Raw genomic sequence first — 23,489 nt, forward strand, 5'->3', positions numbered from 1 at the left:
CGCCGTGTGACGTGATCAACTCCCGCTCCCGCGCATGGGAATTCCCTCCTGGGGCATGCGCATACACCTCATGGGATACGACCTGGGGAGCGTGACGGGATGACGGCGCACACTGCACGGACCGCCGATACGGAGCGAGCGGAGGACTCTCGCTCGACGCAGGCGGACGTGCCGGCCGGGGAGCTCGGCGGGCTGCCGTGGATCGAGGACGCGGGCAGGATCGCCCCTGGTGACGCGCGTGAACTGTCCAGGCTGTTCTTCGGCCGTCTCCAGGCACTGGAGGAGGGAACCGCCGCCCATCAGTACGCGCGCAACACCCTCATCGAGATGAACCTCTCCCTCGTACGGTTCGCCGCCGGACGGTTCCGGCACCGGGGCGGGGGCGGCGACATGGAGGACATCGTCCAGGTCGGCACGATCGGGCTGATCAAGGCCATCGACCGGTTCGAGCTCTCCCGCGAGGTCGAGTTCACCTCCTTCGCGGTCCCGTACATCACCGGGGAGATCAAACGATTCTTCCGCGACACCACCTGGGCCGTACATGTCCCGCGCCGGCTCCAGGAGTTGCGGGTGGACATCGCCAGGACCAAGGAGTCACTGGTCACGGAGCTCGACCGCGACCCCACCGTCCCGGAGCTCGCCGAGCAGATGGGGCTGAGCGAGGACGAGGTCACCGAGGGCATCGTGGCGGCCAACGGGTACGCGGCCGGTTCGCTGGACATGCCGGCCGATCCCTCGGAGGCGGGGCGGCGCCACGCCCCGGGGCGTACCTTCGCCGATGTCCTGGGCGGCCCGGATCCCGCTCTGGAGACGGTCGAGAATCTGCACACGCTCGCGCCGCTGCTGGGGTGCCTCGACGCACGCGAGCGCCGCATCATCGACATGCGTTTCGGCCAGGAGATGACCCAGGCCCGGATCGGCGCCGAACTCGGCATCTCGCAGATGCATGTGTCGCGGCTGATCAGCAGAATCCTGCGGAAGCTCCGCAACGGGATGCTCGTCGAGGAGTGACCCCGGAGTCGCGGCCGTGCATCGGCGGCCGAATGAATTCCGGCGCCGCCCGCCCCACCCCCGCCCCCGCACCTCAGTCGTCGTCCTGCTCCGGGGTCCGGCCCGCGTAGTAGGTGGCGATCATGTCCTCGCCGCCGTGTCCCGCCGCCTCGGCCCGTACGAAACGGTCGGCCGACGCCTCGACCAGGTCCAGTCGTACCCCCGCCGACTGTGCCGCGTCCAGGATGAGGCGGGTGTCCTTGAGCGCGGTGGACAGGGTGAAGCTCGGGGTGAGGTCGCCGGAGAGGACGGCGGCGGACTTGCCCTGCAGATAGGCGGAGTCCAGCGGGCCGCCCTTCATGACGTCGAGGAACGACTGCGGTTCGATGCCCAGCCCTTCCGCGAGGTTGAGGCATTCCGCGATGTTGTTGACCATGGTGATCACCCAGGTGTTGACCACCAGCTTCAGCCGCGAGGCCGCTCCCGGTGCCTCGCCGACCCACAACGTGCGCTGCCCGATCGCGTCCAGCACCGGATCGACCGTCGCACGGACGGCGGAGGGACCCGCGACGAAGACCGTCAACGCCCCTTGCTCCGCAGGCTGTTTGGTGCCGGAGACCGGTGCGTCGAGGTAGACCAGGCCCAGGTCCGCGGCGCGCTGGGCGAGATCGGCGGTGGCGTCGATCCCGACCGTCGAGCTCTGGAGCAGGACCTGACCGGCGTGCACTCCCCCGGACGCGGCGGCGAGTGCGGCGGCCACGGAGGGGCCGTCGCTGAGCATGGTGACGACGACATCCGCGCCGCGTACGGCCTCCTCGGCCGTCCCGGTGACCACGGCGCCGTCGGCGGCGAGCGGGGCCGCTCTGGACTGCGTACGGTTCCAGGCGCGGACGTCGAGTCCGGCCCGCAGGAGGCTCCGGGCCATTCCCGACCCCATGATTCCGGTGCCGAGAACGGCGACGACCGGTCGGTCCGCGGTGGTGTCCGCGGTGCTTGATGTCATGAGAGGGCTCCCTTCGTCGGCCGCGGCCGGGTCGGATCGCGGCGCCGTGATCTCTCAGGATTGCCGCAGCGCGCCCTCCAGGACGGCAGCGTGCACAGTCCTGGCGAGTCGCGCACCCCACAGGGAGCGCGGTCCCGCGAAGGGTTCGGCGGGCGCCGGCCCCGGGGACGGGGCGGCGATGCAGACGGCGTCCGTGGGGGTGCCCGAGCAGTCCAGGCCCGCGTCCAGGAGCGCTTGGACCTTGGCCTCGGTGGCGGTGGCGACGGCGTTGACGAGTGCGGCGTCGGAGAGCGGCACGGGGACGGTGACGACGATGTTGATGGTGCCGGGGCGCTGTGGCCCGCCGTTGCCTTCCGCCGGGGCGGCGGCCCAGCCGCGTACGCCGAGTCCGCAGGTGGCGGTCGCCGTCACGCCCGCCTCGGCGGCGACCGTGTACGCGGTGACGTCGGCGGCCGTCATCAGCCCGGTACCGGGTCCGGTGAGGTGTTCGGCGGCGGCGATCCCGGCGAGGTGCCGGTCGGGGTCCAGGCGCGGGTAGCCGCCGGGCACCTGGGCGTTGAGTATCCAGTCGCGCGGGCCGATGCCGCCGCCGAGCACGGCGCTGCCGCACACCCGCCACCCCGGCCCGAGCCGCCACACCAGATGGTGCAGCTCCGTACCGTCCTCGTGCCGGGTCAGCAGTTCGCCGCGCTGTTCGGGCAGCCGGATGCGTACGGAACTGATGGGGCACCCCCGGTGGCGCGGCAGGACGACGGTCGACTCTTGGCCCGTCGATCCTATGTGCCGGCATATGTGCCGGGGCGCGGCGGTCGTACGCGCCGTGTTTGTGCGCGTGGCGGAGGCGGCAGTCGTACGCGCCGCAGGGGGTGCGGGGCGTACGGCAGTGGGGGCCAGGGGCGGAGCCGCACCGGGGTGCGGTCCCGTGCTGTTGCCGACGAAGCCCGGTCGGCGTTGGGTCCGTACGCGGCCCTGCCCCGCCCGGCGGCGGAGCAGCCGGCGAGCACGGGGTCCCCCTGCGGTGTGACGGTGCCGTCGAGGGTGAGGTCCCGGGTGGGATACCGGACGGATGCCACAGGCCATCAGCATGGCGTTGTCCACGTGCGGGCAGCCGCCGGTGGGGTCCGGGCGGTGCGGGATGCCGGTCATCGGGGTCTCCACACGCTGGTGGGCCGGTGGCCGACGGGCCGGGTGGGCGGCCGCCCGTTCGAACGGCGCCGGTTCCGCGGTCGACGGTGTCGACGGGACGGCATGTTCCCGGTGTTCACGACGCCTTGCGTACGGTGAGGAGTTCATGCAGGTACCGCTTGGTGATGCGCCCCGCGTACCGGTCGTCGATCAGGCCCCGGACGCAGCCGAGCAGGCCGTGGAGCGCGTCGGGGGCGAGAGCGCGGTGGCCGGAGTAGGTCATCAGCAGGTTGAGATACTGCTCGGCCGTGTACGTGATCTCCCGGACATGACGGCTCGCCCGCACGGGTCCGGCCCAGGGCGGCCGGTCGAGCTCGTCGAACACCGTCTCCGTCGATGCCTCGTCCGGCATCACCAGGCCCGGGCGGGTGGCCGGGTCCCATCGCTCGTAGCACCGTTGCACCTGCTCGAAGAACTCCTCGCTGCCGCCCGCCACATGGTGGGTGGTGACGAGCGCCAGCGTTCCGCCGGGGCGCAGCGCGTCCGCCGCCCCGGTGAAGCGCACAGCGGGGTCGATCCAGTGGATGGCGGTCGCGCAGACCACCAGGTCGAAGGGGTCGGGCGGGAGCGTCCACTCCTCGAACGGGCACACCTCGACGTGCGCGCGGGGGAAGTCACGCAGGTTGCGCCGCGCCACGGCCGCCAGCGAGGGGCCCAGCTCGACGGCCGTCACCTCATAACCGGCCGACGCGAGCGGAACGGTCAACTGCCCGGTGCCCGGCCCGATTTCGAGCACCCGGCTCCGCGGGGTCAGGCCGGCCAGGGTCACGATCCCGGCCACCAGCTCGGCAGGATAGCGCGGGCGCATCCGGTCGTAGAGCTCCGCGTCCTCGTCGAATGCGCCGCGCAATGTGTTCATGCCAGTGGAACGCCGGTCGGATCCTCGCGGTTTCGCGGTGCGGCGGCACCCGGCGGCCCGCCTGGGCGCACACCCTCCCCCGCTTCACCCGAATGGCCTAGTGCGGGATCGGGGCGCCCACCACCGTGGCAGGCGGTCACCGCCGAACCGCCGAGCATGCGGCGGCCGGGCTCCGCCGCCCGGGAGGTTGCAGCGTCCATCCGGGTGAGGCGCGATGGAATGCGGACGCGCCTCCCCTGATGGCCCCCGCCACAGGACGCGCCCGGACGAGGAGGAATCGGTCATGGGAGCCGCTGACGGTTTCACGGATTCCGGAGAGCTCGACGGCCTGACGGTGTACGACACCGACGGCGAGAAGGTCGGCAGTGTGGGCCGGGTGTATGTCGACGACAACACCGGCCGGCCGGACTGGATAACGGTGAAGACCGGCCTGTTCGGCATGAAGGAGAGTTTCGTTCCTCTTGCCGGAGCCCGCCGTGTGGGATCCGATCTGCACATCTCGCATCCGAAGGAACGGGTCAAGGACGCCCCCCGGGTGGACGCCGACGCGCATCTGTCCGTGGCGGAGGAGGAAGAGCTCTACAAGCACTACGGCCTCGCCAGGAACACCACCGCGAAGCTGGGCGACCGGCCGGGCACGGCGAAGACGACGTCCGGGACGGGCACCACGGCCATGGGTGCCGCGGGAGCCGCCGGGGCCGGGGCCATGGGTGCGGCCGGCGCCGGCCGCGCAGCCGGGTCCGACCGGACGGCCATGACGGGCACCACCGCCTCCGGTACGGGCACGGCCCGGACCACCTCGTCCGGCATGGCCGGCGCCGGAACCGGCACGGGCCAGGGCAGGCACCGCGACACCGGGGCGGAGGCCGGTACCTCGCGTCCCCTCGTCGGTGCCGGGGCGGGCGCCGAACGGTCCGCCGCCGGTTTGGACAGCAAGGAGGAGATGATCCGTTCCGAGGAGCAACTCCACGTCGGCACCGAGCAGTACGAGAGCGGAACGGCCCGGCTGCACAAGTACGTCGTCACCGAGAACGTCACCAGGACCGTGCCGGTGACGCACGAAGAGGTGCGGCTGATCCGCGAACCGCTCCAGCCCGGCGAGAACCCTGCTGAGCGTGCCGCCATCCGCGAGCAGGACGTCGAGGTCACCCTGCACGCGGAACGCCCGACCACGCGCAAGGAGACCGTGGCCGTCGAGCGGGTGCGGATGGAGACCAAGAAGGTGACCGAGCAGAAGGAGGTCTCCGCCGAACTCCGCAAGGAGCAGATCGACTACGCGGACGACACCGGCATGGGCGGGAAGGACCCGGGTGGCAAGGACATGGGAGGCGACTTCGGCCGGGGACGCCGCCGCTGAGCCGCCGGGCCCGTCCCGGCGGCCGACCCGTCGGGCCCCTGCCGGCCCACCCCACGCACCGCGGCGAACCGCCGCACCCGGAAAGAACGGGCGGACCCACGCCATGCGGTGCCGGGTCCGCCCGCTCGGCGTCCCGGCCCGCTCCACAGGAAGCCCGCGGCTCCCCGGCCGGCCGTGTCAGGTCCCTGCCCGCGTTGCCTCCCTGCCCGCGTTGCCTCCTTTGCCCGCCGCGTTGCGTCCCTGCCTGCCGCGTTACGTCCCTGCCTGCCGCGTTACGTCCCGGGCGGCCGCCCCGGCAGGAACCGTACCGACGGCCGCCCGTCCGGGCCGTCCGGCGTGACGCGGGCGGCGACCCGGTAGACGTCGGCGATCAGCTCCTCGGTGATCACTTCCGAGGGGGTGCCGGCGGCCACCACCCGCCCCGCCTTCAGCACGGCGATCCGGTCGCAGAACATCGCCGCCAGATTGAGGTCGTGGAGCGCGATCACACCGGTCAGCGGCAGCGAGGCGATCAGCGCGAGGAGCTCCAGCTGGTGCTGGATGTCGAGGTGGTTCGTCGGCTCGTCGAGCAGCAGCTCACGCGGCTGCTGGGCCAGTGCACGCGCGATCTGGACACGTTGGCGCTCACCCCCGGAGAGGGTGTGCCAGGACTGGTCGCCGCGGTCGGCGAGACCGGTCCGGGCAAGCGCTTCGCGTACCGCCTCGTCGTCCGCCAGATTCGGCGCCGACCAGGCCCTGCGGTGCGGGATGCGCCCGAGCCCCACCACGTCCAGCACACTCAGCTCGACCTGGGTGACGGCGTGCTGGTCGACCACGGCGACGCGCCGGGCGACGGTGCGGCGGCCGATCTCGGTGAGCGGCAGCCCGTCGAGAGTGACCACGCCGGTCTCCGGGGCCAGGACTCCCGCCAGTACCCGCAGCAGGGTCGACTTGCCGGATCCGTTCGGTCCGATCAGCCCCACGGTGGCGCCGGGCCGCGGGGCGAGATCGACCCCGTCGAGGATGAGGCGGCCGCCGGCCGTCCGGCTGACCCGTTCGGCACACAGTCCCGCGTCGGCCACGTCCGTCATGCGGTCCTCCGGGTGCGGTACAGGACCAGGACGAACGCGGGCACCCCGATCAGTGCGGTGACCACACCCACGGGCACCTCCTGCGGGTCGAGCACGGTCCTGGCGAGCGTGTCGACCCAGACCAGGAACACCGCCCCGGCCAGCGCCGTCACCGGCAGCAGCCGCCGGTGCCCGGAACCGGCGAGGGCACGGGCGGCGTGCGGCAGCACCAGACCGACGAAACCGATGGCACCGGCCGAGCTGACCAGGGCGGCGGTCAGCAGCGCGGTTGTGCACAGCAGCACGAGCCGGGTGCGCGCGACATTGACGCCGAGCGTGGCGGCGGCGTCCTGGCCGAACGCGAAGGCGTCGAGCGTACGGGCGTGGCCCAGGCAGATCAGCAGGGTCACGGCGAGCACCGCGGCGCAGACCCACACATCGGTCCAGCCGACCCCGCTGAGCGAGCCGAGCAGCCAGAACAGCACCCCGCGGGTCTGCTCGGCGTCGGCGGCGGTCATCACGACGAAGGAGGTGAGCGCGGAGAACAGCTGCATGGCCGCGACACCGGAGAGCACCACCCGGTCCGTCGTGCCGCCCAGGGTGTGGCTGAGCAGCAGCACCAGGGCGAACGAGCACAGCGCCCCGATGAACGCGCCGGTCGAGATCGACAGCGCTCCCCCGCCGACACCGAGGACGACGACCACGACCGCGCCGGTGGACGCGCCGGAGGAGACGCCGAGGACGAACGGGTCGGCGAGCGGGTTGCGGAGCAGGGACTGCATGACGGTGCCGCAGACCGCGAGCCCGGCACCGCACACCGCGGCGAGCAGGGTGCGCGGCATGCGCAGGTTCCAGATGATGCCGTCCCGGATCGGGGAGAGCCGCGACCGGCCGCCGCCGAGATGGGCGGCCACCGCGGACCAGACGTCGGCCACCGAGATGCGGGCGGGTCCGATGGTGACGGCGACCGCGACGGAACCGACGAGCAGCGCGAGGCCGCAGGCCCACAGGACCCCGCCGCGCAGCCGTCGTACGCCCTTCGTGGCACTCACCGGTACGACGGCGGCCGGTGGCGCGGTCACCGTCGTGCCGTGTTCGGCCGGCGTCACCCCGCGAGCCCGAACCTGCGCAGACCGGCGGCGACGCGTTCGAGGCCCTCGACCGTGCGGATGGACGGGTTCATGGCCTGGCCGCTCAGCAGGACGTACCGCTTGTGCCTGACGGCGTCCATGTTCTTCGTAGCGGGGTTGGACTCCAGGAATTCGATCTTCTTCGCGGCGCTCTCGGCGGTCTGGGCCTTACGGGTCAGGTCGCCGATGACCAGAACGTCGGGATTTCGGTCGGCGACGGTCTCCCAGCTGATCTGGGGCCATTCCTCGTGGGTGTCGTCGAAGACGTTCTTCGCACCGAGTTCCCCGGTGATGATCCCGGGGGCTCCGCAGCAGCCCGCCAGGTACGGGGCCTTGGAGTCGGAGAACCAGTACAGGAGGGTGGTGCCGGAGGCGTCGATGCCCTCGGTCGCCTTCTTCACCCGCTCCCGCAGCGTGCCCACGAGCGCGTCGCCGCGCTCCGGAACGCCGAATACCCCGGCCAGGTCGCGCACTTCTCCGTAGACGCTGTCCATGGTGAGCGGCGTGGTGCGGGCTCCGTCGCCGCCGCCGCTGTTGTCCTTGCCGGTGCAGTCGGCGGGCGAGACATAGGTGGGGACGCCGAGCGACCCGAACTGTTCGCGGGGTGCGACGCCGCCCTTGGCGAGTGTCGATTCGAACGAGGCGCTGACGAAGTCCGGTTCGCGGTCGAGGACCTTCTCCGAGGACGGCCGGTTGTCCGCGATCCTGGGCACCTCGGCGTTGGCCGTCTCCAGGCCCTTCATCACCGGGTCGGTCCAGGTCGCGGTGGCGGCCATCCGGTCGGCGAGGCCGAGGGAGAGCAGGATCTCCGTCGATCCCTGGTCCACGGAGACGGCGCGGCGCGGCGCGGACTCGACGGTGACGGTGCGGCCGCAGTTCTTCAGCGTCACCGGATATCCGTCCGCGCGGCCCGGCTTCGCCGTGGCGTCACCGGCTCCGCCTCCACAGGCGGTCAGCAGGACGAGTCCCGCCGAGAGCAGGGCGATGGTGCGGACGGGGCTGGCTATGGACGGCACGGAGTCCCTCTGCGTCTCTGGGCCCATGCGCGGAGCCCGTGGTACGAAGTACCGCGGCCCGGTGCCGGGACGCGGCTGCCAGCAGGTCTTCGGACTCGGGTTCGTCCGGACGGGGCGCCTTCCCGGGCACCCGAGGGTGGTCCCAGTGGCCGTGGCCCCGCCCGTCTCCCTCACCGCTGCGCGTCAGTTCCGGATTCGCACCGGATTCCCTGACCCCATACGTGGAGTTTGACTGGCCCCGGCAAGCTATCACGTGCCTCTGTGCAGCTCACGGGCGGTGTGTGGCCGGTGGTACGCCGGGCTGTTCTCCCGTCGCACCACCTGCCTGCTGCCTGCGGAACGGCTCTCAGGGACGCTGAAGAGCGAGTACGGCGTTGTGGCCGCCGAATCCGAAGGAATGGCTGACGGCGCGCCTGATGGGCTGCCGCAGAGGTTGCTTGGTGACGCAGTCGATGTCGAACTCGGGCGCTGGGGCGTCCAGATTGGCGATCGGTGGTACGACTCCGCGCTGGAGCGTGAGGACGGTGAGCCCGGCCTCGATCGCTCCGGCCGCTCCCATGCAGTGCCCCAGTACGCCCTTGGGTGCGGTGACGGGTGGCCGGTGTGGGTAGACCCGGGCGATCAGGGCGGCCTCGGTGGCGTCGTTGACCGGGGTCGCCGTGCCGTGCGCGTTGACGTGCTCGACGTCCTCGGCCGCCCAGCCCGCGTCGCGCAGTGCGGCCTCCACAGCCGCCTGGGCGATCGCGCCGGAAGGATGCGGGCTGATGGGATGGTGGGCGTCGGTGGTGGCTCCGGTGCCGGCGAGCAGCGCCCGTGGGGCCGCGCCCCGGGCCCGGGCGTCGTCCGTCCGTTCCAGCACCATGACGGCCGCGCCCTCGCCCATGACCAGGCCGGCCCGGTCGGCCGCGAAGGGCCGGCACAGTCCGGCCGGGTCGCCGTCCCGCCGGGCCCCGGCCCCGGACCTGGCGAACGCGGCCATGGCGGCCGGGTAGACGATCGACTCGGTGGCTCCGGCGATCGCGATGTCGCACTGCCCGGTGACCAGCAGGTCGCGGGCGACGGACAGCGCGGTGGCGCCGGACGAGCAGGCGGTGCACGGCGCCAGGCTGGGCCCGGTGGCCCGCAGCTGGATCGCGATCTCGGCGGCGGGCATGTTCGGGATGGTGAGCAGGATGCCCGACGGCGAGGTGGCCCCGGCGCCGAGCCGGTCGAGCACGACGGCCTGCTCGGTCAGCGAGGCGGAGCCGCCGCTGCTGGTGCCGACGACCACCGCGACCCTGCTGCCCTCCCACCGGGCCGGGTCGAGCCCGGCGTCGGTGACCGCCTCGCGGGCGGCGAGCACCGCGAGTTTCACGTACTTTCCCATGCGGAAGGACGCCCGGCCGCCGATCGCGGCGTCCAGGTCGATGCCGTCGACCATGCAGGCGAAGTCGATCGCGCATCCTTCGAGCCCGGCGACGGTGCGGGCCGGTGACACGCCCGCACACACGCCCTGCCAGGTGGATTCGGTGTCGTTGCCGACCGGGGTGATCATGCCCAGTCCGGTGACGGCGACGGCCGGCCTGTTCATCGGGCGTTGCTCATCGCTGCCCCGCTGCCCATCCGCGCCCCGCTGCCGGCCGCCGTGTCCATGAACCGGCTGATGTCGGCCAGCGTGGCGTTCTTGGGAAGCTGGTCGAAGTCCCGGTCGCCGCGGGTCGTCTCCCTGATGAGGACGGCGAACTCGGCGACGGCGAGGGAGTCCATCTCCAGACTGTCCATCGTGGAGCCCGGGTGGATCTCTGCGGCGGGCACTTTGAAGGTGTGTGTCAGAACCTCGGTGATCTTGGGGTGAATCGCGCTCATCAGCTTTCTCTCCATTATTCGGTCCGGCTGTCGGACCGGCGGTGACACCGTCCCGACGCCGAATCAACTGGGAGGAGTGCCTCCAGTTACGCCTTGTGCCGAACCGATTCGGCAGCGCCCTCCTCGCGCTCCCCGCACCACCGGGCCAGGACGGACGCCGTACCCCAGAAGGCCAGCAGGACAACCCGCACCCCGAGGGCCCGGGCGGCCTCGCCGGCCCGTCGGCTCCGGACAACTGTTCCTTTCCTCGTCGTGGCCGTCACCGCTCGCCCCGAACCACGTCCCGGACCCCGCCGCCGGTCTGCCAGAAGGCCCCCGGATCGTCGTACGCGGCCACGTAGTCCGCGCCTGCGATCGGCCAGTCGGCGAGCAGTTCCGGCGGCAGCCCGAAGGAGTCGACGAGGTCGGGCAGATGGGCGGCGACGGTGGCGATGAGCCGCTCCACCCTGTCCGGCAGGCCGTTGACCTGGTCGGCGCTCAGCAGGCCCGCCGCCAGCAGGTCACCGCTGTTGCGGGCGATCCGGTCGAGTGCGAAGAGCCGTTCCAGCTCGCCGAGCCGGTCGCGGGCGGGCCCCTCGGGGAGCACGGCCACCGCCTCCGCGTACGCCTCGGCCGCCTGCCGCTGGGCGTGGGCCTCGACGCCACGCAGGGCGGGCCCGGCCGCCGCGTTCCACCGCCCCAGCGGGTCACCGTGCGGTGCGAGGCACATCCGCTCCCTGGCCCGGACGAACCAGATCCGCTCCAGCTCCGCGAGCAGCCCGCCGAGAAAGCCCGGGTCGTCGAGATCGCCGGGGCCGCCACCGGAGGCGGCCCCGGCGGCCGGTGCGGCGGCGAAGAGCATTTCTGCGGCCGCCTTGGCGTGGATGGCCAGGTTGTCGCCCTCGGCGGTGATGGCGCCTTCCACCCCGGTGACGAGTTCGCTCATCCCGTTGTGTTCCAGGAGTGCCTGGGCGCCGCAGCGTTCGCGGCATTCGACGATCACGGACCGGGCCTGCCAGGTGATCCACCCCTTGGCGACGGCCACCAGCCGCTCGGCCTCCTCCCGCCGCTCGCCCCGCTCCCATCGGTCCAGGGCCCTGCGGTGCAGCAGGCTCATCGCGAAGACGGTGGCCATGGCCGCGGCGAGCGGTCCGTGGTGGCTGCGGTGGGCGATCACCGGCACCCGGTGCGAACCACGGGGGCCCGAGATGTGCCGGTGGCCGCCGTAGCGGACGGCGACGGCGAGCGTCGCGCGCGCACAGCCGACCGCGCAGGCCGTCATCGAGATCTTCCCGGAGGTGACGCGCCCGATCGACGCGAGGAAGCGCCGTCTGCGGTTGTCGACGGCGCTGCTGAACTCCCCGTCCGCACCGACCCGTCCGTGGTCGCCGTCGAGCAGCGCGACGCGCCCCACGAAGACACGGTCGAAGGAGGTCAGGCAGTGGTCCACCGGGCTGCCCGTGCGGGTGGGGAGCCTGCGGATGTGCACTCCGGGCAGCGGCTGTCCCTCGTCGGTGAGCGGTACGAGGAAGAGGAAGACCCCGTGGTCGGTGCCGTCGACGAGCAGGCGCGCGGCCACCAGTCCGGTCTTGGGGCCGCCGGCCGGACCGGTGTTGGGCATGAATTTCTGCGCCCCGGCGTGCGGGGTGCGCAGCACGAACCCGTCGCGCTCACGGTCGTACTCGGCGGTGGTCTCGACGGCCGCGGCGTCATTGCCGTGCGCCACCTCCGTACAGAGAAAGGTACCGATGCGCCGCAGCCGCAGAAAGTCCGACAGATCGCGGTGGCCGTCGCCCCCGTGGTCGAGGAGGCTGCCGAGGAAGAGGTTGTAGTGGATCCCCGCGACCGTGGTGAGCGCCGGGTCCACCGGGCCGAGCCATTCGTGCAGGGCGGCGAGGGCGCGGGGGTCGGCGGCCAGCCGGGCCCCGCTGTCCAGGCAGTCGTTGAGGACGCGCAGCCGCTCGTACGCGAGGGCCAGGCGCTGCTCGGTGGTGCGGTGGTCCGGGCGGCGGAAGGGTTCGGTGCTGATCAGCCGCTGCCAGAAGCCGTGCTCCCGGCGGTGGTTGCCGCCGAGGAGCACACCGGTGAGGAGCTCCGTGGATCGTTCTGCGGAGGGGCTGTCGATCGTTGCGGTCATGGAAAATATAACGATCAAGCAACGGCGAGGACACCCGGATCCGCCCTTGGCGGGCCGTCCGCACCGGCACGCTGGAAGGCGAGTACGACATTGTGTCCGCCGAAGCCGAAGGAGTGGCTCAGCGCCCGCTCGACCGGCTGGATCCGGGGCTCCTTGACCACACAGTCGAGGTCGAACCCGTCCGGCAGCGAGTCCAGGTTGGCGATCGGCGGGACGAGCCCCTGTTCCAGGGTCAGTACGGTGGCGACCGCCTCGATCGCCCCGGACGCCGCGAGGGTGTGCCCGAGGACGCCCTTCGGCGCGGTCACCGAAGGGCGGTGCGGGAAGATCTCGGAGATCAGCGCGATCTCCATCGCGTCGTTGAGCTGCGTCGACGTGCCGTGCGCGTTGATGTGGTCGACCTCGTGGGCGGCCCAGCCCGCCTCGCGCAGCGCCGCCCCGACGGCCTTGCGCGCACCGCCGCCCTCCGGGTCCGGGGCCGTGGGGTGGTGGGCGTCGGTGGCGGAGCCCGCACCGGTCAGCAGGGCACGCGCCCGTCCGCCCCGGGCGTACGCGTCGGCCGTCCGTTCCAGTACGAGCACGGCGGCGCCCTCGCCGATCACGAACCCGTCCCGGTCCGCGGCGAACGGCCGCGAGGCACCCGCCGGATCGCCGGTGCGCGGCGAGAGCGCGCCCAGCCCCGCGAAGGCGCTCACCACCAGCGGGGTCAGTACGGCCTCCGCACCGCCCGCCACCACCACGTCGCACCGGTCACTCAGCAGCAGGTCGCGGGCGACGGCGATGGCCGTGGCCCCGGACGCGCAGGCGGTCGCAGGGGCCAGGCTGGGGCCGTGGGCCCGCAGGGCGATGGCCAGCTCCCCGGCGGCCGCGTTGGGCATCATCATCGGGACCAGCAGCGGTGACACCGCGTCCGCCCCGCCGTCGTCGAGCCTGCGCACGTTGTCGACGAGCACGGACACCCCGCCCACTCCGACGCCGAGCACCACGGCGACCCGGTCGCCGTCCCACCGCTCCGGCGACAGCCCGGCGTCCGCGACGGCCTGGCGGGCGGCGACCAGCGCCATCTTCACGAACCGCGCCATCCGCCACACCGAACGCCCGCCGACCGCCGCGTCCAGATCGATCCCGTCCACCGGGCAGCCGAAGTCGACCGGCAGCCCGGCCAGTTCCTCGCAGCCGCGGGCCGTGGAAACACCGGCACACAGCCCCTCCCAGAATGTGTGCTCGTCCGCGCCCGCGGGAGTCACCACCCCCAGTCCGGTCACCGCGACGCCCCTGTCGGCCATCGTCATGTCCGCCCCCTTCTCCGTAATCGATCAGGCCTACTGGTTGTCGAACGGCAGTAGCCCCGGCGAGGATGCGCCCAATGAGCCGAAAGGGTCACCGATACCTCCGGTGGGCCGAACGGTGCCGCACGCCACGGTGACCGTGTTCACCCGTCCGCAGCAGCCCGCCGCGCCGTGCGCGACGGTCGGCCGTCCCCTGGGGGAATGGCAGCGGATCACGATCAGTCGAAGCCCCCCGACGAGCACGCCGAGCTGGATGCCCTGCGCGCCAGGGTGGCCGTGCTGGAGACCCGGGCCCCGGCCCGGCACCGGCCCCGGGCCCGCTCGTTCCTCGCCGTGCTGCTCATCGTCGCCGCGGCCGTCCTCACGCCACTGAGCATCGTGTCGACCTGGGCGAAGAACCAGATCGGCGACACCGACAACTACGTGGCGATGATGGCGCCGCTCGCCTCCGACCCCGATGTGCGGAGCGCGGTAGCCGATCGCGTCACCGGTGCAGTCATGGGGCACCTGGATGTGAAGGCCCTGCTGGCCGACGTCTCCCCCGCGGACCGGCCGGTGCTCGACAAGGCGCTGTCGAAGCTGAGCGGCCCCCTCACCACAGGCATTTCGAACTTCGTGCGCGGGACCACGGAGAAGTTCGTCTCCAGCGACGCCTTCGCGACGATCTGGACCGACCTCAACCGGTCCGCCCAGTCCGCCACGCTGAAGGCGCTGTCCGGAAGCGGCGGCGGGGCGGTGGAGCTCACCGGCGACACCGTCACCATCGACCTCGCGCCCGTCATCGACCGGGTCAAACAACGCCTCGTCGACCGGGGACTGGGCGTCGCGGCGAAGATCCCGGAGATCCACACCGATTTCACGGTGCTGACCTCCGACTCGGTCGGCAAGGCCAAGAGGTGGTTCCGGGCGCTCCAGATCATCGGGTTCTGGCTGCCGTTGGTGGCTCTGGTACTGGCCGCGGGCGGGGTGCTCCTCGCGGTGCGCCGCCGTCGCGCACTGGTCACGACGGCGCTCGCGGTCGCGGCCGGTGCCGCGGTGCTCGGCCTGGCCATGTGGGTGGGCCGGGCGTTCTATCTCGACAGCCTGCCGTCCGGGGTGTCGCAGCCCGCGGCCGGTGCGGTCTTCGACGCCCTGGCCGACCCGATGCGGGTCCTGGTCCGGATGGTCGTCACCCTCGGCATCGTGGTGGCGCTCGCCGCCTGGCTGACCGGTGACGGCCGCGCCGCCGGCCGGGTCATGGCGATGTGGAGCGGCGGCATCGGCGCCGTGCGGGACGCGGCCGGGTTCACCGGCGGCCCGGTCGGCCGTTGGGTGCACCGCGCCAGGCGCCCGCTGAACTGGACGGTCGTCGTGGTGGCCGCCGCCGTCCTGGTGGCCTGGGACCGGCCGACCGGACTGGTCACGGTGTGGATCGCGCTGTGCGCGCTGATCGTCCTCGCCGTCGTGGAGTTCCTCGACGACGACAGCAGCCCGCATCTGGCGGTGCCCGGGTGAGGGAGGCCCCCGGGCCCGCCGTCCCCGGCCGGCGCGTGTTCAGCTCCGGTCGAGTGCCGCCCGCAGTTCCGCCCCGTCCGGCGGGTTGGCGCCGGCCCGGGCCACGGTCACCGCGGCGGAGGCCGCCGCGTGCCGCAGGACGTCGGCCACTCGGGTCCGGTCCAGCGAGCGCAGCCGCTCCCGGCCGTCCGCGCCGAGCAGCCCGTGCCCGGCGAGGGCGTGCAGGGTGCCCGACATGAAGGCGTCGCCCGCCCCCACCGTGTCGACGACCTCGGTGGGCAGCGCGTCGACCGTCACCCGTCCCCCGGGCAGTACGGCCAGTGCGCCGTCGCCGCCCCGGGTGACGAGGACGAGTGCCGGGCCGGTGGCCAGCCACCGCTCGGCGACCCGCTCCGGGTCCTGGCCCGGGTAGAGCCACTCCAGGTCCTCGTCGCTGGCCTTGACCACGTCGCTGAGCGCGACGCACCGCTCGACCCGGCGGACGGCCGAGTCGTGGTCCCCCATCAGCTCGGGCCGCACATTGGGGTCGTAGCTGACGGTCGCGGAGGGACGCAGCGACTCCACGGCGCCGAGGACGGTGGCCGCCCCCGGTTCCATCACCGCCGCGATGGAACCGGTGTGCACGTGCCGGGGCGGCCGGTCCAGGGTGACCGGGCCCAGCGCCCAGGCGATCTCGAAGGTGTACGCGGCCCGGCCGTCGCCGTCCAGGGTGACGGCGGCGGACGGGGTGGCGGCCGTGGCGTCGTCCGTGCGGACCTCGACGCCGGCACCGGCGAGATGGTCCCTGATCAGCCGGCCGTTGGCGTCGGGGCCGAGCTGGGTGAGCAGGGTGGTGCCGTGCCCGAGCCGGGCCAGACCGTAGGCGACGTTGGCCGGGCTGCCGCCCGGGTGGACCTGATCGGCCGCACCCGGCAGCCGGACGATGTCGGCGACGCATTCGCCGATGACCAGCAGGTCGAGTCTGTCGAGCATGGGGGGGGTCTCCTAGAGTGCGGTGACGAAGGTGTCCTGGTAGGCGGCGCGGCCTCCGAACACATTGAGCCCGATCCTGCCGCGTGTGTGGCGGGTGTCGGTCACATCGATGACCGGCAGGCCGTCGACGAACGCCTCGATCCGCCCGCCCCGGGCCCTGATCCGCAGTGGAATACTGACCCCTGCCCGGATCAGCAGGGGTGCCTCGGCGAGCACGGTCGTGCGCCCGGCGTCCCTGCGGAAGAGCCTGACCGTCCGCAGGTTCGGGTCGAGGTTGAGGGCGTACCCGTCGGCCGTGTCGGGCGAGGCGCGCAGCAGTACCGATCCGGCGCCGCCGGTCCCGTCGGGGCCGCCGAGGCGGATGAGGGAGGTCAGTTCCAGGTCGGTGTAATCGGTGCCTGAGACGGCGGTCGAGTCCCGGTCGAAGACTCCGGTGCGGCCGGCGCCGGTGGTCGTCCAGTGCCCGGCCGGCACGACGGTGAGTTCGCCGAGCCCGCCGCTGCGGAAGGTGCCGCCCTGCGGGTTCGCGGCCGGTCCGGGGTCGCTGTCGGTCACCCGGAAGACGCCGCGGAGCCGGTGGACGGTCAGGGTGACGATGCGGGCCGCTCCCCCGTCGGCGTAGAACGCCATGCCCAGGTCGTCCGGCCCGGGGAAGAGCAGGCTGCTGATCGTGACCCGGCCGTCCCCGCCGAACACCTCGACGGAGGAGGTGTCCATGAACAGCCGGATCCGCAGCCGCCGTTCGCCGTCGGCGGTGGTGGTGAGGGGCAGTACCGCCTCCGTGCGTCCGGCGAAGTGCTCGGTGAAGTCGTCGGCGCCCGTGGCACTGCGGTCGACGAAGAGCTTCCCGGTGCCGGTGTCGTAGCCGACGAGGGTGTGCCGGTCTCCCCCGGTGCGCAGCCGGAAGCCGAAGGCGGTCGCGGCATCCGTGCCCGGCAGGGCGATCTCGGCCTCGATCTCGTAGGACCGGCCGCGCAGTGCGGAGAGCGGGTCGGCGGAGCCGGGGCGCACCGTGACGTCCTCGATGGTGGTGCTGCTGGTGCGCAGCGTCTCGATCTCGGCGGCGGGCCGCTGGACAAGTCCCCCGGCGGTCAGGGTCAGTTCGCGTGCGATGCCGAGCTGGCCGTTCCACTCGCCGGTCGGGGCGCTGAACGCGTAGTCCCAGTTGCTGAGCCAGCCGAGCTGGACGCGGCGGCCGTCCGGCAGTCCGTAGAAGGTCATGGCGGCGTAGTAGTCGCGGCCGGCCTCGGCGCGCAGCGGGGTGCCGGCCCGGTTGGTGGTGGTGAAGGCGGTGCCGTCCCAGTCGCCGAGGAAGTACTCGGCCGCCGAGCCGTCGGTGCCGCGGACCGCGCCGGTGGACAGTACGAGCACCCAGCGCACTTGCTCCGGGTCGCCGTCGACGGGCAGCGGGAACAGGTCGGGGCACTCCCAGACGCCGCCGGTCACCCAGTCGCCGTATCCGAAGGAGGAGCGGTACGTCCAGTTCAGCAGGTCGGTGGAGGTGAGGAAGCGGACGTGGTCGCCGCCGGAGACCACCATCACCCACTGGTCGCGGTCGGTGTCGCGGACGATCTTCGGGTCGCGGAAGTCCCAGTTTCCGTCCGGGCCACCGGGGTTCTGCACCACGGGGTCGGTGCCGTGCCACTGCCAGGAGCGGCCCCGGTCCTTGCTGAGGGCGACGCGCACGCACTGGTTCCCGCCGGGCCTGTCCGGGTGGTAGCTGGTGTAGTACGCGATCAGCCCCGGCCGGCCGCCGAAGAGCCCGCTGGTGTCGTCGGGGTCCACCACGCACGAGCCGGACCAGGTGTGGCCGAAGTCGGAGACCGGGAGGGCGACGGGCAGCGCGCGCCAGTGCAGGAGGTCGGTGGAGACGGCGTGCGCCCACTGCCCGGAGTCCTGGTGGAAGAGGTGGTACTCGCCCTCGTGGTGGACCAGCCCGTTGGGGTCGCTGGTGTGCGAGGCGAGTTGGGTGTAGTGGTACGCCGGCCGGTGGGTGTCCGTGTAGTACGTCTGCGGGGCGCGGGCCCTGACCTCCTGGAAGTGGGCCGTGCCGCCGGTCGCGGCGAGCCCGGTGGCCTTCCCGCCGGTACGGGACACGGTGGCGGTGAGGACCTCGACGCCGTCCACCGTCACGGTGACGGTGGTACCGAGGGCCCGCACCTCGGTCCGGTAGGTGCCGCCCGTCGCGAAGGGCCGGACGGGTGGTGCGGCGCGGCCGATCCCGGTGCCGTCGGTGCGGTCCAGCAGGTGCACGCCCGTCGCGTCGAGCCGTGCCTCGTAGCCGCCCGCACCGGCCGCGTCCGCGCGGACCACGAGCCCCGCGCCGGTCGCCCCGGCGAGCCCGATGTCGGCGCTGAGCAGCACGTCGCCGCCGGGGAACGGTGCGATGCGCAGCGCCTCGGTGCCCTCTCCCCGCAGCCCGCGCAGATCGGGGGTCCAGGCCCCGGACACCGTCGACCAGCCCTGAAGGTCAGTCACCGGGCCGGTGGCGGCTATCCCTTCGAAGCGGACGGCCCCGTTGTACGCCAGGACGCCGAGCAGTCCCGAACCGTGCGTGGCGTCCTGTGCGGTGATGACCGGGGCGTAGCCGTCGGGGGTGATGAAGTCGCTCTGCCAGCGCACCCTGAGCCGCGGCCCGTCCGCCTCGACACGGATCCGGTACACCTTGTCGACGTCGATGGTGGTGCTGTGTGTGCCGAGGGTGATGTCGCCGTCGATCCGGTAGAGCCGCAGCCGATTCAGGTTCGGGTCGATCTGGACCCCGTAACCGGCCGTTGCCTGTGCGTCGGTACGCAGCAGCAGGGCGGCGACCGCGTACGGATCGGTGATCCTCACGTCGGCCTGGTGGACCGTGTCGTGCACCCGGGTGGCGGACACGGCACGGCAGTTGGTGCCGGCGGGGGCCTGTGCGTGCCAGCCGAGCGAGGTGGCCGTCCAGGTGCCGCCGTAGGTGGTCCATCCGGTGGCGTCGGTGGTGACGGAGCACACTCCGGGCGGCCCGAAGACGACGGTGCCGTTGTAGGCGTGCAGCCCGGCGGCACCGTGCTCGTACGTGGTGTCCCGGGCGGCCAGCACCTGCCTGCCGTCCAGGATGACGGTCAACTCCGGTCCGTCCACCGCGACTTCGAGGAGGTAGGTGGTGCCGGGTGCGAGGGTAGCGGTGGCCGGTGGCGCCAGGTCGCGTCCGGTCGCCAGGTCGTGGAGGCGGACGCGGCGCAGGTTGGGGTCGATGCTCGCCGCGTATCCGGCCGATCCGTCGTCGGTGGCGCGAACCACCAGCGAACCGACCGCGTAGGGCGATCCGGCGTCGATGGTGATCCGGGCCGCGTATCCGGCGACGGCCGCGATGCGCTGCTCGGACAGGGCCACGGCATTGCGTTCGGCTCCGGTCACGGCCCGCTGTCCGCCGTCGGCGGTGCGGGACCAGGTGCCGGTGAGGCCCAGCGGGTCGGGTATCGGCGCGAGGTCGCCGGCCGACGGAGCCGCTCGACGACCGGCCGGGGACGGGGGCGCGGCCGACGCCGGGCCGGCCCCCGCGAGGGGGGCCAGCAGCGTCAGACCGGCCGAGGACAGGAGTGCACGCCGGGAAATGGACATGATCGTCTCCTCAGGGTGGAGGGAAGGACGGGCCGTTCAGGGCCAGAGCGGGCGGGGGCCGTCGAAGACCGGGGCCATCCGCCAGGCGTCGAGCCGTTCCACCGCGACCGGGCCGGTGGCCTCGATCCCGACGGCCAGGGCGTCGGCCCTCGTCGGGTAGATCCGGGCGGCCAGTGCCCGCCCGTTCGCGAAGATCTCCAGCGCGGAGTGGTCGACGAGGACCCGCAGCTCCACGACGCCCTCGCCGTTCAACGGGAGTTCGCCGTACCGGGGTTCGCTGTCGGCGGCCGGGTCGAGACTGCTCGCGCCGCGGTGCAGCCACAGGGTGCCGGCGCCGCCGTCCGCGGGGCGCGACACCTCGATCACGGTCCGCTCCGAACCGTCCTCGCTCTCGCGCACCACCAGACGGGCCGAGGCTCCGGGGACCAGCCGCAGGGTCGTCTCGATGTCGAGCTGGTCGCCCTGCACGCCGTCGAGCCGCAGACAGCTCCCGTCGGTCACGGTGAACGCACCGGTGCGCACCGCCTCGCGGCGCAGCCGGGCGAGTTCCGGGACCGGTGCCTGGGCGAGCCGGCCGTCGGCGCCGAGGGTGACGACGCGCGGCAGGGACATCACGCCGCACCAGCCGGCCTCGGCGACGGCGTCCTCGTCCCGGCCCTCCTGGAGCCAGCCGAAGAGGACGCGCCGGCCGAGTGCGTCGCGGGTGGACTGCGGGGCGTAGAAGTAGCGCTGCCCGTAGTCGAGCCGGTGGAGTCCGTCGGGAGTGAAGGTGTCGCCCTCGTAGCGTCCGGTCCAGTACAGCGGGTAGTGGGTGGCGCCCTCGTCCCAGGCGGAGAAGGCGAGGACGTCGGTGCCGTCGATCCGGAACAGGTCGACGCACTCCCACATGGTGCCGGTCCAGTCGAGGTCGGCCGCGGTGCCGGTGCCCGCGTCGCCGGTGAGCAGCGGGCCCACGTAACGCCAGTCGCGCAGGTCCTCGGACTCGTACAGGAACGCGGTGCCGCCGACGCCCCGGACGCCGGAGCCGACGAGCTGGCGCCACTTCCCGTTCTCGCGCCAGACGCAGTGGTCGCGGAAGGCGGTGATGTCGTCCCGCGGTGGGGCGGCGATCACCGGGTTGGCGGGGTCCTTGCGCCAGCTGCGCAGATCGGGCGATCCGGTGGCCACACAGGGAAGTTCGCGCTCTCCGTGCCGGCCGGAGTAGACGAGGGTGGGGGTGCCGCCGTCGTCGACGAGGACGCCGGACCAGCAGCCGTCCCGGTCGGGGCCGTCGGCGCCGGGGACGAGCGCGACCGGTTCGTCTCTCCAGTGGACCAGGTCGCGGCTGGTGGCGTGGCCCCAGTGGATGCGGTGGTGGGCGGCGGCGAGCGGGTTGTACTGGTAGAAGAGGTGGTAGACACCGTCCCAATGGGCAAGCCCGTTGGGGTCGTTGAGCCAGCCGCCGGGGGCGGTGAAGTGGAAGCGGGGGCGGTGCGGGTCGAGGTCGGCCCGTTCGGCCAGGCCCTTCGGCGCGTCCTCGGGGCGGGCGCGGGGCAGGGTGAGGTCGTGGGTCATGATCAGACGTTCTCGGCTTCCGGGGTGGCCGCGGTCAGTACGCGGCGCGCGGTGGGGGTGGCGGGGGCGTAGAGGTGGCAGCGCACCCAGTGGGGCTGTCCTTCGTCCTCGCCGATGACATGGCGGACGGGCTCGGTGCGGCTGCACGTGCCCTCGTCCTCGTACGGGCACGACTCGGGCGTCAGCACGGCGGCGCGCAGCGCGGCCCGCTCGACGGGGTCGTAGCCGTGGTCGCGCTCCGGGTCGGGGACGGCGGAGAGCAGGAGCCGGGTGTAGGGGTGGGCGGGGCGGTCCATCAGGGCGAGCGAGTCGCCGCCCTCGACGAGTTCGCCGGCGAACAGCACCTGGGTGGTGTCGGCGACGTAGCGGGCCGATGCCAGGTCGTGGGTGATGTACAGCATGGAGATGCCGTGCTCGTCGCGCAGGCGCCGCATCAGGTTGAGGATGCCGATGCGTACGGAGACGTCGAGCATCGAGGTCGGTTCGTCGGCGAGGACGAGGCGGGGGTCGACGGCGAGCGCGCGGGCGATGGCGACGCGCTGGCGCTGTCCGCCGGAGAGTTCGTGCGGGTAGGACTGGAGCATGTCCTCGCTCAGCCCGACCGTGGTGATGAGTTCGCGCAGTTCGTCCTCGCCCGCGGGCCGGCCGTGCACCAGCAGGGCGCGGCGCAGGAAGTGCTCGACGCGGTGGACGGGGTTGAGGGAGCCGAAGGGGTCCTGGAACACCATCTGTACGGTGCCCCGGTAGGCGCGGGAGGCGCCGCGCCGCTGGGTCCGCAGCACGTCCCGGCCGTCGAGCAGGAGCTGCCCGGAGGTGGGCTGTTCGAGCCGGGCGAGGCAGCGGGCGAGGGTGGATTTGCCGCTGCCGGACTCCCCGACGAGGGCAACGATCCTGCCGTGCGGGATGTCGAGGTCGACGGCGTGCAGGGCCCGGTGGCGGTCGCGGGAGAACAGCCCGCCCATCCGGAAGTCCTTGGTGAGTCCGCGCACGCTCATCAGCGGGGTGCGGGTCGTGGTGGTGGCCCGGTCCGTCACCGCGCGCCTCCGCTCGTACGGGCGACGAATCGGCCGGCGGCCACCTCGCGCAGATCGGGGATGTTCATGGAGCAGTCCGACCGGTCGTCGGGGCAGTGGGCGTGGAATCCGCAGCTCGTTCCCGTGCGCGGGAGGTCGGCGAGGCCGGTGAGGTGGACGCGGGGTCCGGTGAGCGGCGGGAAGGCGTTCATGAGCGCCTGGGTGTACGGGTGGAGCGGGTCGGCGAACAGCTCCTTGGCGGGGGCGAGTTCGACGAGTCGTCCGCCGTACATCACGCCCATCCGGTGGGAGAGTTCGACCATCAGGGACATGTCGTGGGTGATGAAGAGGACGGAGAAGCCCAGTTCGCGCTGGAGGTCGCCGATCTGCGCCATGATCTCCTGCTGGACCACCACGTCGAGTGCGGTGGTCGGTTCGTCCATGATGAGCAGCGCCGGTTTCAGGGCGACGGCCATGGCGATGACGACGCGCTGGCGCATGCCGCCGGAGAGCTGGTGCGGGTACGACTTCAGCCTGGCGGGGTCGATGCCGACCAGTTCGAGGAGTTCACCGGAGCGCGCCCGGGCCTGCCGCTTCCTCATCCGCTCATGGGTGGTGAAGATGTCGCCGATCTGCTCGCCGACGGTCAGGACCGGGTTGAGCGAGTTCATCGCGGACTGGAACACCATGGCGATCTCGCGCCAGCGGAAGGCCCGCAGTTCGCGCGGGTCCATGGCGAGTACGTCGCGCCCCTTGAACGTGACCGATCCGGCGGTGATCCGGGCGGGCGGTTTGAGCAGGCGCATCAGGGCGTTGGCGACGGTCGACTTGCCACAGCCGGACTCCCCGGCGAGGCCGAAGACCTCACCGGCGCCGATGGTGAAGGACACGTCGTCGGCGCCGATGACGGCGCGGCCGTCGCCGCCGTACTCGACGCGCAGGTTCCGTACGTCGAGCACGGGGTCCTGGGCGGGGGCCGGTGTCCGGGCGGGCACGGGGTTCTGAGAGGGCGTGGTCATC

Annotated in this window: 18 protein-coding genes, 1 pseudogene and 1 riboswitch; of the genes and pseudogenes, 3 read left to right on the forward strand and 16 right to left on the reverse strand. The window is 72.7% G+C overall.

The features are described from left to right. Positions 1-99: 99 nt before the first annotated feature. The gene (locus tag ABZ622_RS23195) at positions 100-1,011 is read left to right on the forward strand and encodes a SigB/SigF/SigG family RNA polymerase sigma factor (protein WP_360546040.1); all 912 of its coding nucleotides are present in this window, start codon (positions 100-102) and stop codon (positions 1,009-1,011) included. Positions 1,012-1,084: 73 nt separating this feature from the next. On the opposite strand, the gene ABZ622_RS23200 is transcribed toward ABZ622_RS23195, so the two are convergent. The 4 genes and pseudogenes from ABZ622_RS23200 to ABZ622_RS23215 all read right to left on the reverse strand — a co-directional run bounded on the left by ABZ622_RS23200 (position 1,085) and on the right by ABZ622_RS23215 (position 4,037). Further along, a complete protein-coding gene (locus ABZ622_RS23200; protein WP_360546042.1) occupies positions 1,085-1,993 on the reverse strand; it encodes an NAD(P)-dependent oxidoreductase in 909 nt (302 codons plus the stop codon). Between the two features lie 54 nt (positions 1,994-2,047). After that, the gene (locus tag ABZ622_RS23205) at positions 2,048-2,632 is read right to left on the reverse strand and encodes an adenosylcobinamide amidohydrolase (RefSeq protein ID WP_360546044.1); all 585 of its coding nucleotides are present in this window, start codon (positions 2,630-2,632) and stop codon (positions 2,048-2,050) included. 302 nt (positions 2,633-2,934) lie between these two features. Then, positions 2,935-3,054, reverse strand: a pseudogene (locus ABZ622_RS23210) (cytochrome P450); the annotation flags it as partial. Between the two features lie 200 nt (positions 3,055-3,254). Beyond that, on the reverse strand, positions 3,255-4,037 hold the full coding sequence (locus tag ABZ622_RS23215) for a class I SAM-dependent methyltransferase (protein ID WP_360546046.1): 783 nt from the start codon (positions 4,035-4,037) through the stop codon (positions 3,255-3,257). Between the two features lie 283 nt (positions 4,038-4,320). Between ABZ622_RS23215 and ABZ622_RS23220 the strand changes: the two genes are divergently transcribed. Continuing rightward, positions 4,321-5,394 (forward strand): PRC and DUF2382 domain-containing protein, encoded by a 1,074-nt coding sequence (locus ABZ622_RS23220; protein ID WP_360546048.1) that lies wholly within the window; start codon positions 4,321-4,323, stop codon positions 5,392-5,394. A 272-nt stretch (positions 5,395-5,666) separates the two neighbouring features. Here ABZ622_RS23220 and ABZ622_RS23225 read toward each other — a convergent pair whose 3' ends face one another. The 7 genes from ABZ622_RS23225 to ABZ622_RS23255 all read right to left on the reverse strand — a co-directional run bounded on the left by ABZ622_RS23225 (position 5,667) and on the right by ABZ622_RS23255 (position 13,842). After that, positions 5,667-6,464, reverse strand: a complete 798-nt coding sequence (locus tag ABZ622_RS23225; RefSeq protein ID WP_360546050.1) for an ABC transporter ATP-binding protein — start codon at positions 6,462-6,464, stop codon at positions 5,667-5,669. Beyond that, positions 6,461-7,495, reverse strand: a complete 1,035-nt coding sequence (locus ABZ622_RS23230; protein WP_360546225.1) for an iron chelate uptake ABC transporter family permease subunit — start codon at positions 7,493-7,495, stop codon at positions 6,461-6,463. Before ABZ622_RS23230 ends, ABZ622_RS23225 begins: the two co-directional genes overlap by 4 nt. A gap of 53 nt (positions 7,496-7,548) precedes the next feature. Beyond that, the gene (locus ABZ622_RS23235) at positions 7,549-8,589 is read right to left on the reverse strand and encodes an ABC transporter substrate-binding protein (RefSeq protein WP_360546052.1); all 1,041 of its coding nucleotides are present in this window, start codon (positions 8,587-8,589) and stop codon (positions 7,549-7,551) included. Positions 8,590-8,651: 62 nt separating this feature from the next. Continuing rightward, positions 8,652-8,841: riboswitch (cobalamin riboswitch) on the reverse strand. 94 nt (positions 8,842-8,935) lie between these two features. Next, entirely contained in the window at positions 8,936-10,159 is a 1,224-nt protein-coding gene (locus tag ABZ622_RS23240) for a beta-ketoacyl-[acyl-carrier-protein] synthase family protein (RefSeq protein ID WP_360546054.1), read from the reverse strand. Continuing rightward, positions 10,156-10,434 (reverse strand): acyl carrier protein, encoded by a 279-nt coding sequence (locus ABZ622_RS23245; protein ID WP_360546055.1) that lies wholly within the window; start codon positions 10,432-10,434, stop codon positions 10,156-10,158. The genes ABZ622_RS23240 and ABZ622_RS23245 overlap by 4 nt, the downstream gene beginning before the upstream one ends. Before the next feature lie 259 nt (positions 10,435-10,693). After that, entirely contained in the window at positions 10,694-12,550 is a 1,857-nt protein-coding gene (locus ABZ622_RS23250) for an acyl-CoA dehydrogenase (protein ID WP_360546057.1), read from the reverse strand. Between the two features lie 14 nt (positions 12,551-12,564). Then, positions 12,565-13,842, reverse strand: coding sequence for a beta-ketoacyl-[acyl-carrier-protein] synthase family protein (locus ABZ622_RS23255; RefSeq protein ID WP_360546059.1), 1,278 nt, complete (start codon positions 13,840-13,842; stop codon positions 12,565-12,567). A 198-nt stretch (positions 13,843-14,040) separates the two neighbouring features. On the opposite strand from ABZ622_RS23255, the gene ABZ622_RS23260 reads away from it, so the two are divergent. Continuing rightward, positions 14,041-15,333, forward strand: coding sequence for a hypothetical protein (locus ABZ622_RS23260; RefSeq protein ID WP_360546061.1), 1,293 nt, complete (start codon positions 14,041-14,043; stop codon positions 15,331-15,333). Positions 15,334-15,372: 39 nt separating this feature from the next. On the opposite strand, the gene ABZ622_RS23265 is transcribed toward ABZ622_RS23260, so the two are convergent. From ABZ622_RS23265 to ABZ622_RS23285, 5 genes are read right to left on the reverse strand one after another with little or no spacing between them, the layout of a single operon-like run. Further along, complete coding sequence (locus tag ABZ622_RS23265) at positions 15,373-16,305, reverse strand: carbohydrate kinase (protein WP_360546063.1); 933 nt, start codon at positions 16,303-16,305, stop codon at positions 15,373-15,375. Between the two features lie 12 nt (positions 16,306-16,317). Further along, positions 16,318-19,902, reverse strand: coding sequence for a glycoside hydrolase family 32 protein (locus tag ABZ622_RS23270; RefSeq protein WP_360546065.1), 3,585 nt, complete (start codon positions 19,900-19,902; stop codon positions 16,318-16,320). A 36-nt stretch (positions 19,903-19,938) separates the two neighbouring features. After that, on the reverse strand, positions 19,939-21,456 hold the full coding sequence (locus ABZ622_RS23275) for a glycoside hydrolase family 32 protein (RefSeq protein ID WP_360546067.1): 1,518 nt from the start codon (positions 21,454-21,456) through the stop codon (positions 19,939-19,941). 2 nt (positions 21,457-21,458) lie between these two features. Beyond that, complete coding sequence (locus ABZ622_RS23280; protein WP_360546069.1) at positions 21,459-22,490, reverse strand: ATP-binding cassette domain-containing protein; 1,032 nt, start codon at positions 22,488-22,490, stop codon at positions 21,459-21,461. Then, a complete protein-coding gene (locus ABZ622_RS23285; protein ID WP_360546071.1) occupies positions 22,487-23,488 on the reverse strand; it encodes an ABC transporter ATP-binding protein in 1,002 nt (333 codons plus the stop codon). Before ABZ622_RS23285 ends, ABZ622_RS23280 begins: the two co-directional genes overlap by 4 nt. Between the last annotated feature and the right edge of the window lies 1 nt (position 23,489).

The organism is Streptomyces sp. NPDC007164 (assembly GCF_040634135.1).
GTDB lineage: Bacteria > Actinomycetota > Actinomycetes > Streptomycetales > Streptomycetaceae > Streptomyces > Streptomyces sanglieri.